At 49.4% G+C, this 17,127-nt stretch carries 13 protein-coding genes; 4 read left to right on the plus strand and 9 right to left on the minus strand.

The genetic code is table 11. From position 1 onward, the window contains the following. The first annotated feature begins 382 nt into the window (after nt 1–382). Together putP and putA are read left to right on the plus strand one after the other, a co-directional pair. Nucleotides 383–1,909: a sodium/proline symporter PutP gene (gene putP / locus HMPREF2711_RS02955; RefSeq protein WP_003747535.1), complete on the plus strand. Its 1,527-nt coding sequence runs from the start codon at nt 383–385 to the stop codon at nt 1,907–1,909. Nucleotides 1,910–2,131: 222 nt separating this feature from the next. After that, entirely contained in the window at nt 2,132–5,737 is a 3,606-nt protein-coding gene (gene putA / locus HMPREF2711_RS02960) for a bifunctional proline dehydrogenase/L-glutamate gamma-semialdehyde dehydrogenase PutA (protein WP_070615436.1), read from the plus strand. Between the two features lie 57 nt (nt 5,738–5,794). On the opposite strand, the gene nth is transcribed toward putA, so the two are convergent. The 4 genes from nth to HMPREF2711_RS02980 form a co-directional block, all read right to left on the minus strand. Beyond that, nucleotides 5,795–6,424, minus strand: a complete 630-nt coding sequence (nth, locus tag HMPREF2711_RS02965) for an endonuclease III (protein WP_003747538.1) — start codon at nt 6,422–6,424, stop codon at nt 5,795–5,797. A 111-nt stretch (nt 6,425–6,535) separates the two neighbouring features. Then, nucleotides 6,536–7,915 carry a Na+/H+ antiporter NhaC gene (gene nhaC / locus HMPREF2711_RS02970; RefSeq protein ID WP_003747540.1) on the minus strand — a complete coding sequence of 460 codons (1,380 nt, stop codon included), beginning with the start codon at nt 7,913–7,915 and terminating at the stop codon, nt 6,536–6,538. A gap of 180 nt (nt 7,916–8,095) precedes the next feature. Next, nucleotides 8,096–8,719 carry an alpha/beta fold hydrolase gene (locus HMPREF2711_RS02975; protein WP_070615439.1) on the minus strand — a complete coding sequence of 208 codons (624 nt, stop codon included), beginning with the start codon at nt 8,717–8,719 and terminating at the stop codon, nt 8,096–8,098. Nucleotides 8,720–8,811: 92 nt separating this feature from the next. Next, nucleotides 8,812–10,035, minus strand: coding sequence for a sugar MFS transporter (locus tag HMPREF2711_RS02980; RefSeq protein WP_070615442.1), 1,224 nt, complete (start codon nt 10,033–10,035; stop codon nt 8,812–8,814). A 274-nt stretch (nt 10,036–10,309) separates the two neighbouring features. On the opposite strand from HMPREF2711_RS02980, the gene HMPREF2711_RS02985 reads away from it, so the two are divergent. Continuing rightward, nucleotides 10,310–10,723 (plus strand): YqaA family protein, encoded by a 414-nt coding sequence (locus HMPREF2711_RS02985; RefSeq protein WP_003747545.1) that lies wholly within the window; start codon nt 10,310–10,312, stop codon nt 10,721–10,723. A 64-nt stretch (nt 10,724–10,787) separates the two neighbouring features. On the opposite strand, the gene HMPREF2711_RS02990 is transcribed toward HMPREF2711_RS02985, so the two are convergent. The 4 genes from HMPREF2711_RS02990 to HMPREF2711_RS03005 all read right to left on the minus strand — a co-directional run bounded on the left by HMPREF2711_RS02990 (nt 10,788) and on the right by HMPREF2711_RS03005 (nt 14,590). After that, nucleotides 10,788–11,981 (minus strand): amino acid aminotransferase, encoded by a 1,194-nt coding sequence (locus tag HMPREF2711_RS02990; protein ID WP_003747548.1) that lies wholly within the window; start codon nt 11,979–11,981, stop codon nt 10,788–10,790. 98 nt (nt 11,982–12,079) lie between these two features. Then, entirely contained in the window at nt 12,080–12,730 is a 651-nt protein-coding gene (locus HMPREF2711_RS02995) for an HAD family hydrolase (RefSeq protein WP_003747550.1), read from the minus strand. Between the two features lie 69 nt (nt 12,731–12,799). Next, a complete protein-coding gene (locus tag HMPREF2711_RS03000; protein WP_003747552.1) occupies nt 12,800–13,744 on the minus strand; it encodes a cation diffusion facilitator family transporter in 945 nt (314 codons plus the stop codon). A 15-nt stretch (nt 13,745–13,759) separates the two neighbouring features. Continuing rightward, the gene (locus HMPREF2711_RS03005; protein WP_003747554.1) at nt 13,760–14,590 is read right to left on the minus strand and encodes a ferritin-like domain-containing protein; all 831 of its coding nucleotides are present in this window, start codon (nt 14,588–14,590) and stop codon (nt 13,760–13,762) included. A 289-nt stretch (nt 14,591–14,879) separates the two neighbouring features. On the opposite strand from HMPREF2711_RS03005, the gene lolA reads away from it, so the two are divergent. Continuing rightward, nucleotides 14,880–15,500 (plus strand): outer membrane lipoprotein periplasmic chaperone LolA, encoded by a 621-nt coding sequence (gene lolA, locus HMPREF2711_RS03010; protein ID WP_003747555.1) that lies wholly within the window; start codon nt 14,880–14,882, stop codon nt 15,498–15,500. Between the two features lie 76 nt (nt 15,501–15,576). On the opposite strand, the gene glmM is transcribed toward lolA, so the two are convergent. Then, nucleotides 15,577–16,914 (minus strand): phosphoglucosamine mutase, encoded by a 1,338-nt coding sequence (glmM, locus tag HMPREF2711_RS03015; protein WP_003747557.1) that lies wholly within the window; start codon nt 16,912–16,914, stop codon nt 15,577–15,579. Nucleotides 16,915–17,127: the final 213 nt, after the last annotated feature.

The following is a 17,127-nucleotide window of genomic DNA, read 5'->3' on the forward strand; positions in this document are numbered from 1 at the left end:
AAAGTCCAAGTCGTTTAATTACTTTTTCTCTTTAATCCCCAAAAAACATCAGGAAAGATAGTTTCACACACTTTCCTTCGTCATCATCGGTAAAAATTTATATATTTTTATGTTTTTAAATGACTTAGCCAAAAGACGGCATCAATTTTGAATAAAGGCAGGGTTCTTCGCTTTGCAAAAGCGACTTTTTACGGTATGCTGGTTTAAATTATTTACAATTTAATGCATTAAGATTTCGTATCTTATTGTATTTGAAAATAATTTATCCTGTCTCTCTCGCAAAAAACAGGATTTTTAAGCTGTATTTTTATTAGAAAAAAGTTTGGGTATGAATTGCTTGCAATTTCAAACCCCTTTTAAAAGTTAGATGAGGAATAAGTACATGAATCCCATGTATATCACTTTCGCGATCTATTTGGTCGCCGTACTACTGATCGGCCTTGCCGCCTATTTTTCAACCCGCAACTTCGACGACTACATCCTCGGCGGCCGCAGCTTGGGCCCGTTCGTGACCGCGATGTCTGCCGGTGCTTCCGATATGTCAGGTTGGCTCTTGATGGGTTTGCCCGGTGCCATTTACCTGAGCGGTTTGAATGAAGCTTGGATTGCCATTGGTCTGATTGTAGGCGCATACTTCAACTGGCTTTTGGTTGCAGGCCGCCTGCGCGTGCATACCGAATACGCCAACAACGCACTGACGCTGCCTGACTACTTCTTCCACCGCTTCGGTGCCGGCGGTCACTTGATGAAAGTGGTTTCCGCACTGATTATCTTGTTCTTCTTCACTATTTACTGTGCTTCAGGCATCGTGGCCGGTGCTACCCTGTTCCAAAGCCTGTTCCACGGTATGTCTTACAATCAAGCCATGTGGCTGGGTGCCGGCGCAACCATCGCCTATACCTTCTTGGGTGGTTTCTTGGCCGTAAGCTGGACCGATACCCTGCAGGCTTCTTTGATGATTTTTGCATTGATCCTGACCCCTGTAATGGTGTACTTGGGCTTGGGCGGTGCAGATCAAATGAATGCCGCTATGCAACAAGTTGCCGCTTCTACCGGTAAAGAATACGGCAGCCTGTTTGCCGGAACGACCGTCATCGGCATTATCTCCACCGCGGCTTGGGGCTTGGGCTATTTCGGCCAACCGCACATTTTGGCCCGCTTCATGGCTGCCGAAAGTGCCAAATCCTTGGTTTCTGCACGCCGCATCGGTATGACTTGGATGATTCTGTGTATGGCCGGTGCCGTGGCTGTCGGCTACTTCGGTATCGCTTACTTCGGTGCCAACCCTGCCCACGTTGATGAAATGAACGGCAACCACGAACGCATCTTCATCGCTTTGGCCACCCTGCTCTTCAACCCTTGGGTTGCCGGTATCATCTTGAGCGCGATTCTCGCCGCCGTAATGTCCACCCTGTCTTGCCAATTGTTGGTTTGCTCCAGCGCGATTACCGAAGACTTCTACAAAGGCTTCCTGCGTAAAAAAGCACAACAAGCCGAGTTGGTATGGATTGGCCGTCTGATGGTTTTGGCGATTGCCGTGATTTCCATCCTGATTGCTTCTGATCCTAACAGCAAAGTATTGGGCTTGGTGGCTTACGCATGGGCAGGTTTTGGTGCCGCATTCGGTCCGGTTGTTATCCTGTCTGTACTGTGGAAACGCATTACTGCCTACGGTGCACTCTCCGGCATGATTGCAGGTGCGCTGACTGTAGTGGTTTGGGCCGAATGGATCAAAAAACCTGCTCTGGCTGCACAAGAAACAGGCTTCTCTACCGTCTATGAAATCGTCCCCGGCTTTATCATTTGCACACTCGTGATTGTTTTGGTGTCCCTGATCGACAAAAAACCTTCACGTGAATTGCAAGAACGCTTTGAAAAAGCAGACGCAGAATACCGCGCCTCTAAATAAGGTGTTTTCAGACGGCCTGCATGATTCCGTGCAGGCCGTTTTTACGACATAAACTGTTTCAAAATAATCTGATACTTATCAGAAAAAACAGCAATTTATGCGGATGCATCTTGTATCCGCATCATAAATTTATTACGATATTACTATCCTTCAGAATACCTGTTTTAGCAATCCTATCCAGGCCGTCTGAAATCATGAAAAAACCTCTGGAGAACTTAAATAATGTTTAACTTTGCTTTTCCAACACAAACTCCTCTGCGCCAAGCGATAACCGATGCCTACCGCCGCGATGAAATCGAAGCCGTACAGGATATGTTGCAACGTGCACAGATGACCGACGAAGAGCGCAACGCCGCTTCCGAGCTTGCCCGTCGTTTGGTTACCCAAGTCCGTGCCAGCCGTACCAAAGCCAGCGGTGTAGATGCCTTGATGCATGAGTTTTCCCTCTCCAGTGAAGAAGGTGTTGCACTGATGTGTCTGGCCGAAGCCCTGCTGCGTATTCCGGACAATGCCACCCGTGACCGCCTGATTGCCGACAAAATCTCTGAAGGCAACTGGAAAAGCCACTTGAACAACAGCCCTTCCCTCTTCGTTAACGCGGCCGCATGGGGTCTGCTGATTACCGGCAAACTGACCGCGACAAACGACAAACAGATGAGTTCCGCATTGAGCCGTCTGATCAGCAAAGGCGGCGCGCCTCTGATCCGTCAAGGCGTTAACTACGCTATGCGCCTGCTGGGCAAACAGTTCGTCACCGGTCAAACCATTGAAGAAGCGCTGCAAAACGGTAAAGAGCGCGAGAAAATGGGTTACCGCTTCTCCTTCGATATGTTGGGTGAAGCCGCCTACACCGAAGAAGATGCCAACCGCTACTACAACGACTACGTTCAAGCCATTCATGCCATCGGTAAAGATGCCGCAGGCCAAGGCGTTTACGAAGGCAACGGTATTTCCGTCAAACTTTCCGCCATCCACCCACGCTACTCACGCGCCCAACACGAACGCGTGATGAGCGAACTGCTGCCGCGCCTGAAAGAATTGTTCCTTTTGGGTAAAAAATACGATATCGGTATCAACATCGATGCCGAAGAGGCCAACCGTCTCGAATTGTCTTTGGACTTGATGGAAGCTTTGGTTTCCGATCCTGACTTGGCCGGCTACAAAGGTATCGGTTTCGTTGTTCAAGCCTACCAAAAACGTTGTCCGTTCGTTATCGACTACCTGATCGACCTGGCCCGCCGCAACAACCAAAAACTGATGATCCGTTTGGTTAAAGGCGCATACTGGGACAGCGAAGTAAAATGGGCTCAAGTAGACGGCATGGAAGGCTATCCGACTTACACCCGTAAAGTCCACACCGACATCTCCTACCTTGCCTGTGCACGCAAACTCTTGGATGCGCAAGATGCCGTGTTCCCACAATTTGCCACCCACAACGCCTACACTTTGGGCGCAATCTACCAAATGGGTAAAGGCAAAGACTTCGAACACCAATGTCTGCACGGCATGGGCGAAACCCTGTATGACCAAGTGGTCGGCCCGCAAAACTTAGGCCGCCGCGTACGCGTGTATGCCCCGGTCGGCACACACGAAACCCTGCTTGCCTACTTGGTACGCCGTCTGCTGGAAAACGGTGCGAACTCTTCTTTCGTGAACCAAATTGTTGACGAAAACATCAGCATCGACCGCCTGATTAAGAGCCCGTTCGACACCATCGCCGAACAAGGCATCCACCTGCATCCGGCCTTGCCTCTGCCGCGCGATTTGTATGGCAAAGGCCGTCTGAACTCCCAAGGCGTCGATTTCAGCAACGAAAACGTATTGCAAAACCTGCAAGAAAAACTCAACCAAGCTTCTTCCGAAGACTTCCACGCCGCGTCTATCGTCAATGGCGAAGCGCGTAACGTGGGCGAAGCGCAACCCGTCCGCAACCCTGCAGACCACAACGATGTTGTCGGCACTGTCAGCTTTGCCGATGCAGCCTTGGCTCAAGAAGCTATTGGCGCAGCCGTTGCCGCCCTGCCGGAGTGGAGCGCCAAACCTGCGTCAGAACGCGCCGACTGCCTGCGCCGTTTTGCCGATTTGTTGGAACAACACACGCCTGCATTGATGATGCTGGCCGTCCGCGAAGCCGGTAAAACCCTGAACAACGCCGTTGCCGAAGTACGCGAAGCCGTTGACTTCTGCCGCTACTATGCCAACGAAGCTGAGAACACCCTGCCTAAAGATGCCAAAGCCGTCGGCGCAATCGTTGCCATCAGCCCATGGAACTTCCCATTGGCCATCTTTACCGGCGAAGTGGTTTCTGCATTGGCAGCCGGTAATACCGTTATCGCCAAACCTGCCGAACAAACCAGCCTGATTGCTACTTACGCCGTTTCCCTGATGCATCAAGCCGGTATTCCGACTTCTGCGCTGCAACTCGTACTCGGCGCAGGCGATGTCGGCTCCGCCCTGACCGGCGATGCCCGCATCGGCGGCGTGATCTTCACCGGTTCTACCGAAGTAGCGCGCCTGATCAACAAAGCGCTGTCCAAACGCGACGACAGCCCTGTCCTGATTGCCGAGACCGGTGGTCAAAACGCGATGATCGTAGACTCTACCGCCCTGCCGGAACAAGTCTGCCTTGATGTATTGAACTCTGCCTTCGACAGCGCAGGCCAACGTTGTTCCGCTCTGCGTATCTTGTGCGTTCAAGAAGATGTTGCCGATAAAATGGTCAACATCATCAAAGGTGCAATGGACGAATTGGTTGTCGGCAAACCGACCCAACTGACCACAGACATCGGCCCTGTCATCGATGCTGAAGCCCAACAAAACCTGTTGGCCCACATCAACCGAATGAAAGGCGTAGCGAAGGCTTACCACGAAGTCAAAACTGCTGCCGACGTTGATAGCAACAACTCTACTTTTGTTCGTCCAATCCTGTTTGAATTGAACAACTTGAACGAGTTGCAACGCGAAGTATTCGGCCCTGTATTGCACGTTGTCCGCTACCGCGCCAGCGAATTGGATCAACTCATCGACCAAATCAACGCCAAAGGCTATGCTTTGACCAGCGGTGTACACAGCCGTATCGAAGGTACTGTCGACCACATCCGCGACCGCATCGAAGCCGGTAACATCTATGTTAACCGCAACATCGTCGGTGCCGTTGTCGGCGTACAACCTTTCGGCGGTCACGGCTTGTCCGGTACCGGTCCAAAAGCAGGCGGTTCATTCTATCTGCAACGCCTGGTCCGTACTCCTGAATGGGTTGCCCCAACCCTCAGCCGCATCGGCCAAGCAGACGAAGACGCGCTCAAACGTTTGGAAACCCTGGTTCACAAACTGCCGTTTAACGCAGAAGAGAAAAAAGCCGCAGCCGCAGCTTTGGGTCACGCCCGCGTCCGTACCCTGCGCAAAGCCGAAACCGTATTGGTCGGCCCGACCGGCGAACGCAACTCATTGAGCTGGCGCTCTCCAAAACGCGTTTGGGTACATGGCGGCAATCTGCTGCAAGCCTTCTCTGCCCTGACCGAGCTGGCAGCCGCAGGCATCCAAACCGTTGTTGAGCCTAACAGCCCGTTGGCTTCCTACTCAGCCGATTTGGACGGTTTGTTGCAAGTCAACAGCAAACCTGAAAACGCAGGCATCAGCCATGTTGCCGCTATCGAACCTTTGAGCAGCGAGCGCAAACAAGAGTTGGCCGGCCGCGACGGTGCGCTCATCCGCATCCTGACTTCCGAACAAGGTCTGGACATTCTGCAAGTATTTGAAGAAATCTCTTGCAGTATCAATACTACCGCTGCCGGTGGTAACGCCAGCCTGATGGCAGTTGCCGACTAATCACAGCCAAATCAAAGGCCGTCTGAAATTCAGACGGCCTTTTTTATCTGTTTTTATTTACAGTTTTGCCGGATATTCGCACAAATCATTAATCAAACATTTGCTGCATTGCGGTTTCAAAGCCTTACATGTATAGCGACCGTGCAAAATCAACCAATGATGGGCATCCATCAAAAATTCTTTGGGAATAAAGCGCATCAGCTTGTCTTCAACTTCACGCACATCCTTGCCCGGCGCGATTTTGGTGCGGTTGGCCACACGGAAAATGTGGGTATCGACTGCCATAACAGGTTGCCCGAATGCAGTATTCAATACCACGTTGGCAGTTTTTCGGCCGACACCGGGCAAAGATTCCAAAGCCTCGCGGTCGGCAGGCACTTCGCCATTGTATTTTTCCAGCAAAATACGGCAAGTCTGCATGATGTGTTTGGATTTGGTTTTGTAGAGGCCTATGGTTTTGGTGTATTCCATCACGCCATCCAGCCCCAAATCCAACATGGCTTGCGGCGTATTGGCAACGGGAAAGAGTTTGGCAGTCGCTTTGTTCACGCCGACATCAGTCGCCTGAGCAGACAATAAAACAGCGATGAGCAGCTCAAACGGCGAGCTGAAATTCAACTCGGTAGTCGGATGAGGATTGGCAGCGCGGAAACGCTCGAAAATTTCTTGGCGGATTTGTTTGTTCATGGTTGGAATTGTTTTTATATGGCGCGGCAATTATATCCGATGGGGCTGTTTTAAACAAAGCAGGCCGTCTGAAACGCATTCAGACGGCCTGATGATCAAACAGCCTACTGTTTATTTTTTACTCAAAGTCAGCCCTGTCCAGCCAAACACCAGCGTCAGAGCCAAGCTCAAGTAGCAGAAGAAGGCGTAAGGCAGGTATTCCCAAACAGGCACGCCCAAAGCATGGCTGATGAATACGCCGCAGACGCTCCAAGGCACCAACGGGTTGATAACCGTACCCGCATCTTCCAGCGTACGGGCAAGGTTGCGCGAATGCAGGCCGAGTTTGTCATAAACCGGCTTAAAGGTTTCGCCGGAAAGCAGAATACTCAAATATTGCTCGCCAATCAGGAAGTTGACACCGACCGATGTCATGGCCACGCTGAAAGTAGCACGTCCGGCATTGGTCAGGAACGCACGAATGGCTTCCAACAAAGACGGAATCACACCAATACTGAACAACAGGCCGCCCAAGCTCATGCCGAGTATCACGATGGTTTGCGTAAAGAACATGCTTTCCAAGCCGCCGCGCGAAATCAAGCGGGCAATGTCTTTGAATGCTTCGCCTTCGAGTTTGTATCCGCTGTAAAACCACGCGCCCAGCTGTTTCAAATCAGGCGTACTGTGGAAGTAAGTCACAATCAGCGCCACCACAACGGTAAACAACATGGCCACAATGGCATTGACGCGCATCAGGGCAAGGATAACCAATAAAGCAAACGGAATCAATGAATAAGCATGCACCAAACCGGTTGCTTCCAATTGTGCGCGGAAAGCCTCGACGCTGTTCATGTCATGCGCGGCCACATTGGGTAAAAGCCACAACATCAAGGCCGCACTGATCAACCACGCAGGCACAGTGGTGTACATCATGTTTTTGATGTGCTCGAACAAATCAATGCCGACAATCGAAGCAGAAATACCGGTCGTATCGGAAAGCGGCGACATTTTATCGCCGAAGAACGCACCCGACACAATCGCACCTGCCGTCATCGCCATATCGGCATGAAACGCAGCCGCCATCCCCATAAATGCCACGCCGACAGTCGCACAAGTCGTCAAACTACTGCCGATGGAAATACCGATGACCGAGCAAAGCGCAAACGCCGAAAAATAAAAATAAGTCGGCGAAATCAATCCGAAACCGTAATACATCAGCGTCGGAATCGCACCGCTCATCATCAGTGCGCTGACCATCAGGCCGATAAAGAAAAACAGATAAATCGCGCCCATGCCCTGCCCGACCGCACCGATCATACCGTTTTGCATGTCTTGATATTTCAAGCCGCGCATCAAACCGTACAAAAGCAAGACCACAATCGCCGTCACAATCGACATATGCGGCAGCCATTCAAGCGAAATAATCGTATAACCCATTGCCGCCACCAAAGCCAAGGCCACCGCAATGGCCTCGAAACGCGGCATATTGAGTAAGGATTTGAAAGCAAACATTGTTCTTTGCCTTTTTAATAAGTATTTAACAGATTTTAGCATAACAGGCCGTCTGAAAAACCAGTTTCAGACGGCCTGCTGATTATTTTAAGAAAACAACGCTCACAAATCCTTGCCATTTTCTTTAAAATAAACAAATTATTTAGAATAAAATATTTTTTAATCAGAATAAATGGTGTTTTATTGCTTTTTAAAATATCCATCATGCAAAAATGCCACCACCTGTCCGGCAGTTTTGCGGTTGAACAGCATACCGCTATGGCTGACCGGCAAAACGACATGATCGCGCATATTCGGACAATGTGTTTCACTGACCAAGACCGTACCATCATGTTCGCCGTGCAAACCTAAAACACGGCCCAGCCCATACGGTTTGTTGCCGGCGATACTGCCCAACTCAACACTTACGGGCAATTCAGGCATACTGCCGTCCAACGCCCCTTTGTAAGAGCCGCCCAATACCGGCTTTTGCAAACCCAAATTGAGCACGCGTTGCGCGGCACGGCTGCCTTGGTGCGGCGTACCCATGGTAACGATACGGCCGCTGACTTTATCCGGATACGCCGCCGCAAAATTGCGTAAAACCAAGCCGCCCAAACTGTGGCCGACAAAGTGCAGCGTTTCATCAGCATGGTTCTCATCAATCCATCGGGCCAAGTCCTCAACATGCCGATTCATCGAGTGCAACACACTGCAATAATCGAACAATGCAACTTCAAAACCTTCTTGTTCCAGCAAATACGCCAGCGGCTTCATGACCCACGAATGCATATGCAAGCCATGCAGCAAAATGATTTTGGCCATTTTTTCCTCCTGTCATTTAAATCATTATGCCACAAAGTCAAAAGGCCGTCTGAAATCCCATAGGGTTTCAGACGGCCTTTTATCATGATGAATTATTCGTCAGCTTTGTAGCCTTTTATAGCAAAGAAGACAATGTATACGTAACAAATCGCTGATACAACGAAAGAAATCATCAAGCCGTAAGTATCCGCTGCCCAACCTTGTACCACAGGCACAACCGCACCGCCGACAATCGCAGTACACAATACGCCGGAAGCGCTGCTGGTAAATCGGCCAAGACCTTTGGTTGCCAAAGAGAAAATCGTTGGGAACATGATGGAGTTGAAGAAGCCGATGGCCAACAATGCCCACATCGCAACATCTGCACTGGCTTTACCTGCCAACATAGCAACGCCCAACAGGGCAACAGCAGCGGTAGCATTGAATGCCAAATAGCGGTTAGGCGCAATTTTCGCCATGATGGCAGAGCCTAAGAAACGGCCGACCATTGCACCGCCCCAGTAGAACGACAGATATTTTGCGGCAGATGCGTGGTCCAAACCTTTCAGATAGCCCAACACGCTGACCAATAAAGAACCGATGGATACTTCCGCACCGACATAACAGAAAATACCGGCCGCACCAAAAACCAAATGACGGTATTGCCAAACACTGTGTTTGCCATCATGGTTATGTTCGCTCTCTTCTTCGGCAATTTTACGCGCATCAGGCAAACGAATCATTTTGACAAACACAGCCAAAATAATCAGTAAACCGGCCAACCCTAAATACGGAATTTGAACAGAAGAAATTTGCTCGGCTTTGCTGACAGTTTGTGTTGCATCAGCCAAAATCATGAATGCGCCGATTTGCGGAGCAATGGTCGTACCCAAAGAGTTAAATGCCTGAACCAAAGTCAGTGTTGCAGATTCTTTACCCGGTTTGGACAGCAAAGTCACATAAGGGTTACCCGCTACTTGCAACAGTGTTACACCTGAAGCCAAAATAAACAGCGCACCCAAGAAAGTAGGATAAGAATGGCTGCCGGCGGCAGGATAGAACAACAGACAGCCGATGGCAGTCAATAAGAAACCGCCGATCACGCCGTTTTTATAGCCGATTTTGCCGACCAAATAACCCATAGGAATCGACATAATCGCGTAAGCGGTAAAGAAACAGAATTGAATCAGCATCGCCTGAACATAAGTCAGGTCGAAAATATCTTTCAAATGCGGAATCAAAATATCGTTCATGCAGGTAATGAAACCCATCATGAAAAAGAGTGTGGTTAGGACAACCAGCGCAGGAGTATGATTTTGTTGTGAATGCGCAGACATGATTTGCCTTTCGTTTTGTTAAGATTCGCTGGGGAAATGAGCTTAAATCAGTTCATTAAACTTAACACCCATTAACAGCCGCCCGTATCATACTGATAATCCGTCACTTTGAAAACTATTTTCTAACAGCCGACTACATTATCCTTCAACCGTTTAATTTTAAAAAATTCAATAATATTGGATTTATCTTTTGATAGATTAAAAAATAAAGGCATAATCCTCTTATTAAGCCTGTTATTTCTTTTTTACAATACTCCTTGATATAACTCAAAATATGCCTCTTCTTTACGCTTACCTTGGCCTGATTGCCTCTGCCTTTACTTCTGCCACACTACTTCCGGGTACATCCGAGGCGGCATACGCCGCATTTGTGTACCAATATCCGCAACATGCCCTCGGCGCATGTTTGTGTGCCGGATTGGCGAATGGCTTGGGCAGTATGGTTTCGTATTACATGGGCAGGATGTTTCCAAATAAAAAAAGGCCGTCTGAAAAAATGTTGGAAAGGCTTAATCATTGGGGAATTTGGCCGCTGTTGTTCGCATGGTTGCCGATTATCGGCGATGCCCTCCCCCTTGCCGCAGGCTGGCTCAGGCTCAATGCCCTGCATTGCGCCATTATTCTGATTGCAGGCAAACTGCTGCGCTATGCTATGATTTATTGGGGGATGAACGCAGTTGCCGGATAAGCTGACAAGTCAAAAATAAAGGCCGTCTGAACGATTCAGACGGCCTTTGCCTTTAATTCGACAATTACAACACTTTTACAATGCTCTCGCACAAATAATCGATATTGTCATCAGTAATGCCGGCAACGTTGATGCGGCCGGAGCGGACGGCATAAATGGCAAACTCGTTTTTCAAACGGTCAACTTGTTCAGGAGTCAAGCCGCTGAAAGAGAACATGCCGTTTTGTTCGATAATGAAATCAAAGTCTTGGCTTGCGCCTTTTGCTTTAAGCAATTCGACAAATTTTTGACGCATGGCTTTGATGCGGCCGCGCATTTCATCGAGTTCAGCAATCCATTGTGCTTTCAAATCATCATTTTTCAACACCAGCGCAATGGTGTTCGCACCGTGTGAAGCCGGGTTGGAATACAAGGTACGGATGATGGTTTTGACTTGGCTGTGGGCGCGGGCTGCAGTTTCTTCATCTTCGGCCACCAAAGTGAACGCGCCGACACGCTCATTGTACATACCGAAGTTTTTGGAATAAGAACTGGCAATCAGCAATTCTTTATTGTATTTCAAGAATACACGCAAGCCGTAGGCATCTTCTTCCAAGCCGTTGCCGAAGCCTTGGTAGGCAAAGTCAAACAGCGGCAACCAGCCTTTTTCAGCAGAAAGTTTAGCCAAAGTTTCCCATTGTTCGGGCGTAGGGTCGATACCGGTAGGATTGTGGCAGCAGCCGTGCAGCAGGACGATGTCGCCTTTTTGCGCTTGGCTCAAGTCTTCAATCATGCCGTCCCAATCCAAACCGTGTTTGGCGGCATCATAGTAGCGATAAGGTTTGTCTTGGATACCGACCGCTTTGGCGATTGCATTGTGGTTTGGCCAAGTCGGATTGGAAATCCAGATGGTTTGCGCGTTCAACTGACGTTTGGCAAACTCGGCCGCAATACGCAATGCGCCTGTACCGCCAAGGCTTTGCGCTGTTTTGGCGCGACGGCTTGCAATGATTTCGTGGTCTTTGCCAAACAGCAGAATTTGGGTTTGTTCGTTGTAGTCGGCAACACCGTCGATGGTCAGGTAGTTTTTGGTTGTTTCACTTTCCAACAGGCGTTTTTCAGCCTCTTTGACGGCTTTGACAATAGGCGTTGCGCCGGATGCGTCTTTGTACACGCCGATGCCGAGATTGACTTTTTCGGGACGGGTTTCGGCTTTAAACGCTTCACCCAAACCTAAAATCGGATCAGCAGGAGCTGCTTCGATATGCTTGAAAAACATGATTTTTCTCTTTACAAGTAGTAAAACGGTTGAAAAAATACAGATTCATGTAATTTTACGCCGTTTCAGGCCGTCTGAAAACGGATTATTACAGGGTTTTAACGCAAGATTGCCAACAAATCCAAAGGCGTGGCAATACGGAAATCGGCAAGCCAGTTTTCGGTTTGGTCTTCGGCAGAAATATAGCCCCAATCGGCAAGCACGGTTGTCATCCCGGCATTCTTGCCTGCCTGCATATCGCGCTCGGCATCGCCGACATAAAAACATCGCTGCGCTTCGACACCCATCTGTTCGCACGCATAAAACATGGGCTTCACGCTGGGCTTGGGTTCATCGCATGTATCGCCGCTGACAATGACGGCAGGATGCACGGTAAACCCGAGCTTAGGCACGAGGACATCGGTAAAGCGCATAGGCTTGTTGGTGATAATGCCCCATTGGATACCGCGTCGAACTAAGGCTTCCAGCATTTCGTTTACGCCGTCGAACAAGATGGTTTGGTCGGCATAGCAGCGGCTGTATTCGTCCAAAAACTCTTTGCGCCATTGCATATAGTCCGGATGCTCGGGCGTAATGCCTGCACCGAGTTTGAGCAAACCGCTCGCACCGTGGCTGGCCTGCGGACGGATTTCATCCATGCTTTTTTCAGGCAAACCGTGTCGGCGCAATACCGTGTTGAGCGCGCCACCCAAATCAAGTGCGGTATCGGCAAGCGTGCCGTCAAGGTCGAATAATACGGCTTGGGTCATAAGTGTTCCTTTGATGATTTTAGAAGGCCGTCTGAACAATCCAACAAGTTTCAGACGGCCTGAATATGGTTAATGGTGATGATGTTCATGCATTTCCTGTGAACACAAGACTTCATCTTTATGCGGGTGCCGTTCGCTTTCAATCTGAATCGTACAATGCCCGATGTTGTGATGCGCCAATTCATGTTCGATGCGGTAGGCGATTTGTTCGGATTCGGCAACCGTCATGCTGCCATCTACGACAATATGGCAGGATAAAACGTGGATATTGCTGGTAATCGTCCAAACATGCAAGTCGTGAACGGATTTTACGCCTTCCGTATTGCGGATCACGCTGAGCAACTCATTGGTATGGATGTTTTCCGGCGCGCCTTCCATCAAAATGTGCAAAGTCTGTTTAAACAGCGTCCAGCCGCTGCGCCCTACCAAAGCCGCCACCAATACGCTGGCAACTGTATCCGCCCATTGCCAGCCATACGCCATTATCAGCACTGCTGCGACAATCGCCCCTATCGAGCCGAACAAATCGCTGATTACATGCAGATACGCGCCGCGCATATTAACGTTTTCTTCGGTATCACTATTTTTCAACATATAAACGGCGACGCCGATGTTGACCAGCAACCCGATAATACTGACCACCAACATGCCGCCCGTCAAAATTTCCGGCGGATAAAACAATCGTTTGACTGCTTCATAAAAAATCATCGCCGCAATCAACACCAGCGACAATCCGTTAAACATTGCCGTCAAAATTTCAAAACGCTTGTAACCGAATGTCTTTTGCAGCGTGGTCTGTTTCTCGCCAAGTTTGAATGCCCACAATGCCATGCCCAACGAAAACGCATCGCTGAACATATGCCCCGCATCGGAAAGCAGGGCCAAAGAATTGGTCAGCCAGCCGCCGACCGCCTCAACCAGCATAAATCCGGCAATGACGAAAAATGAAATGCGCAATACCTGCTTGTTGGCGGTATGCGTATGCGCGTGCGAATGATCGTGATGATGTGCCATGATGGTTTTACCGTTTCAGACGGCCTTTTTATCCTGTTTCAAACTTTTCTCAAAATCTTCCAACATATCCAGCTCGAAACGGCTGAATCCAGCACGTTCCCTCGCTTCGATATTGACGTAACCGCGGAAGATAAACATATCGTAACGCGCAATCAGGCTGCGGAACAGGGCGACCGGTTCCAAACCGCGCTCACGGCAAAGATGCTGATACCAATGATTGCCGATAGCGACATGCCCCACTTCATCGCGGTAAATAATATCCAGCACATCGCAGGTTTCCATATCGCCGCGCTGCGCCACTTTTGCACGAATACCCGGCGTAACATCCAAACCGCGCGCTTCCAACACCCGCGGCACCAAAGCCATGCGTAGCAAAGGATCGTAAGCGGTTTTATACGCCATGTCCCACAAATGCCCGTGCGCTTCAAAATCGCCGTAATCGTAGCCCAAGCTGTTCAGACGGCCACGCATCAAGCCGAAGTGAAACACTTCTTCTTTCGCCACCCTTACCCAATCGCGTACAAACTGAAACGGCATATTGTGGAAACGATACGCCGCATCCAAAGCCAGATTAATCGCGTTAAATTCAATGTGCGCAATCGCATGCAACATCGCCGCATAGCCTTCGACCGTATTCATCTTGCGCGGCGTAACCTCCGAAGGCGCAACCAACCGCGGACGCAACGGATGGCCTGCAAAACGGCAATCCACGGGTTTCGACGCTTCAGCCGTCAAGCCTTCCGCCTCGCCCAACTGCGCAAACAAGGCCTGCGTCAATTTTCCTTTTTCATCCGGATTGTCCGACAGCAAAGCCTGCTCCAATAAAGGATAAGGATTCAGATACATACAAAACCATTGTTTTCAAAAGATAAATATTATAACCGTTTTAAAAAGCAAACAGAAAGACTATAATTTCACGCTTTCCGTAAAATGACATTAAATACCACACCAAGCCCTTATGCGTTTCATTAAAAAAACGTCAAAACCAAATACAGGCCGTCTGAAGAAATAAAATTATTTCAGATACTTGCTTGGATTTTTCATATTTACACAAATTAAACCCGCCCTTCAGCCCCTTGCCTGTTACACCATAACGTCTATACTGAACCCATCTCTCCGAACAAGGAACCAAAACATGAAAACCAACCAACTGTTCACCCTGACCGCTGCCGCGCTGCTTTCTTCAGCCATCGGCTTTGCACAAGCCGGCGCAGTGGACGCCCTGAAAAAATTCAATAATGACGCCGACGGTATCAGCGGCAACTTCAGCCAAACCGTTCACAGCAAAAAGAAAACCCAAACCACATACGGCACATTCAAAATCCTGCGCCCGGGTTTGTTCAAATGGGAATACACCAAACCCTACAAACAAACCATCGTTGGCGACGGCAAAACCATTTGGCTCTATGACGTAGATTTGGCGCAAGTAACCAAGTCCTCACAAGACCAAACCATCGGCGACAGCCCTGCCGCCATTCTCTCCAACAAAACCGCATTGGACAGCAGCTACACGCTGAAAGAAGACGGCTCTGCCAACGGCATCGACTACGTTTTGGCTACGCCTAAGAAAAACAACGCCGGCTACCAATACATCCGCATCGGCTTCAAAGGCGACAACCTTGCCGCCATGCAGCTGAAAGACAGCTTTGGCAACCAAACCAGCATCAGCTTCAGCGGTTTGAACACTAAGCCTAACCTTTCCAGCGGTATGTTCAAATTCACCCCTCCTAAAGGCGTTGATGTCTTGAGCAACTAAGCTTCTAATGAAACACAAAGGCCGTCTGAACAACAGACGGCCTTTTATTTAGTTCAATTCAAAATCAAACACACTGTTACTTTTGACCTTGAATGGCAGCGGCAATTTTTTCTGCGCCTTTTTTCGCCCAGTCCGCCTGTTTGGCTTCCACCATCACACGCACGACAGGCTCGGTACCGGATGCGCGCAAGACCACGCGGCCTTTGCCTTCGAGTTCTTTTTCCACTTCGGCCAAAGCCTCTTTGGAAGCATCCTGCCAGTTTTGGCCTTTTTTGATGCGGACGTTAATCATGGTTTGCGGATACGGCTGCCAATCGGCGCAAACGGTGGCAAGGTCTTGATTCAAGGTTTGCAATGCAGCCAAAACTTGCAGCGCGGAAATGATGCCGTCGCCGGTATTGTGTTTGTCCATGCACAAAATATGACCGCTGGCTTCGCCGCCAATCAGCCAACCGCGTTGATGGAGCTGTTCCAACACATAGCGGTCGCCCACTTTGGCGCGGCAGAAATCAACGCCCTGCTCTTTCAAAGCAACTTCCATCGCCATATTGGTCATTACCGTACCCACAACGCCGCCGATTTCCACGCCTTCGTGCGCGCGTGCTTTGGCAATCACATAAATCAAGCTGTCGCCGTCATACACTTTGCCATTGCGGTCAACCATCATCAAACGGTCGCCGTCGCCATCCAAGGCAATGCCGTAATCAGCTTCATTTTGCAACACAGCGGCTTGCAAAGCTTTCGGATGGGTCGCACCGCATTTTTCATTGATGTTGTAGCCGTTCGGCTCATTACCGATACTGACCACTTGCGCACCCAATTCATGGAATACTTTAGGCGCAACCGCATAGCCCGCACCATTGGCGGTATCGACCACCAATTTCAGACCGCGCAAGTCCAAATGGCTTGGGAAAGTGGATTTACAGAACTCGATATAGCGGTCATCCGCACCATTAATCCGGCGCGCACGGCCAAGACGGCTGGAGGGCTGGGTTTTCATTTCCTCATCGATTTTGGCTTCGATTTCCAACTCGATTTCATCGCTCAGCTTCACACCGCCTTCGGCAAAGAATTTAATGCCGTTGTCGGAATAAACGTTGTGGGAAGCAGAAATCATCACACCGGCAGACAAACGCAAAGCACGGGTCAAATACGCCACGCCCGGAGTCGGCAGAGGGCCGGTTTGAATAACATTAACACCGGCGGCGGTAAAACCGGCAATCAGCGCGGCTTCCAGCATATAGCCTGAAATACGCGTGTCTTTACCGATCAAGACAGTCGGTTTGATTTCGCCTTCGTGCTGCACCAAAACCTGACCTGCCGCATAACCCAATTTCAAGACAAAATCAGGATTGATAGGAAACTGACCGACTTCGCCGCGCACACCGTCAGTACCGAAATATTTTTTTGCCATGAGATAACTCCGTGATTGTTTTGTCGTATGTGAGTATTGTTGAACTTCTTTAAAAGAATCTTGATTGTATTCGAAGGCTGTCTGAATCTTTCAGACGACCCTTGATCATGAGAATAATTTACTACTTCAGTATTATAGCAAGATCCGGATTTCCTGCACGAAAAAAGCGCATCCTTTTGCAGAATGCGCTTTCTATTCGAGATTCAAAATCAA

Origin of the sequence: Neisseria sp. HMSC070A01 (assembly GCF_001810165.1) — a bacterium.
In the GTDB taxonomy this organism is placed as follows: Bacteria; Pseudomonadota; Gammaproteobacteria; order Burkholderiales; family Neisseriaceae; genus Neisseria.

Excerpts from the sequence above, each read along its gene's own strand:
- putA (WP_070615436.1), top strand. The coding sequence starts at position 2,132 with ATGTTTAACTTTGCTTTTCCAACACAAACTCCTCTGCGCCAAGCGATA.
- HMPREF2711_RS02985 (WP_003747545.1), top strand. The coding sequence starts at position 10,310 with ATGCCTCTTCTTTACGCTTACCTTGGCCTGATTGCCTCTGCCTTTACT.
- nhaC (WP_003747540.1), bottom strand. The coding sequence starts at position 7,915 with ATGTTTGCTTTCAAATCCTTACTCAATATGCCGCGTTTCGAGGCCATT.
- HMPREF2711_RS02990 (WP_003747548.1), bottom strand. The coding sequence starts at position 11,981 with ATGTTTTTCAAGCATATCGAAGCAGCTCCTGCTGATCCGATTTTAGGT.
- glmM (WP_003747557.1), bottom strand. The coding sequence starts at position 16,914 with ATGGCAAAAAAATATTTCGGTACTGACGGTGTGCGCGGCGAAGTCGGT.
- HMPREF2711_RS02975 (WP_070615439.1), bottom strand. The coding sequence starts at position 8,719 with ATGGCCAAAATCATTTTGCTGCATGGCTTGCATATGCATTCGTGGGTC.
- HMPREF2711_RS03005 (WP_003747554.1), bottom strand. The coding sequence starts at position 14,590 with ATGTATCTGAATCCTTATCCTTTATTGGAGCAGGCTTTGCTGTCGGAC.
- HMPREF2711_RS02995 (WP_003747550.1), bottom strand. The coding sequence starts at position 12,730 with ATGACCCAAGCCGTATTATTCGACCTTGACGGCACGCTTGCCGATACC.
- lolA (WP_003747555.1), top strand. The coding sequence starts at position 14,880 with ATGAAAACCAACCAACTGTTCACCCTGACCGCTGCCGCGCTGCTTTCT.
- putP (WP_003747535.1), top strand. The coding sequence starts at position 383 with ATGAATCCCATGTATATCACTTTCGCGATCTATTTGGTCGCCGTACTA.
- HMPREF2711_RS03000 (WP_003747552.1), bottom strand. The coding sequence starts at position 13,744 with ATGGCACATCATCACGATCATTCGCACGCGCATACGCATACCGCCAAC.
- nth (WP_003747538.1), bottom strand. The coding sequence starts at position 6,424 with ATGAACAAACAAATCCGCCAAGAAATTTTCGAGCGTTTCCGCGCTGCC.
- HMPREF2711_RS02980 (WP_070615442.1), bottom strand. The coding sequence starts at position 10,035 with ATGTCTGCGCATTCACAACAAAATCATACTCCTGCGCTGGTTGTCCTA.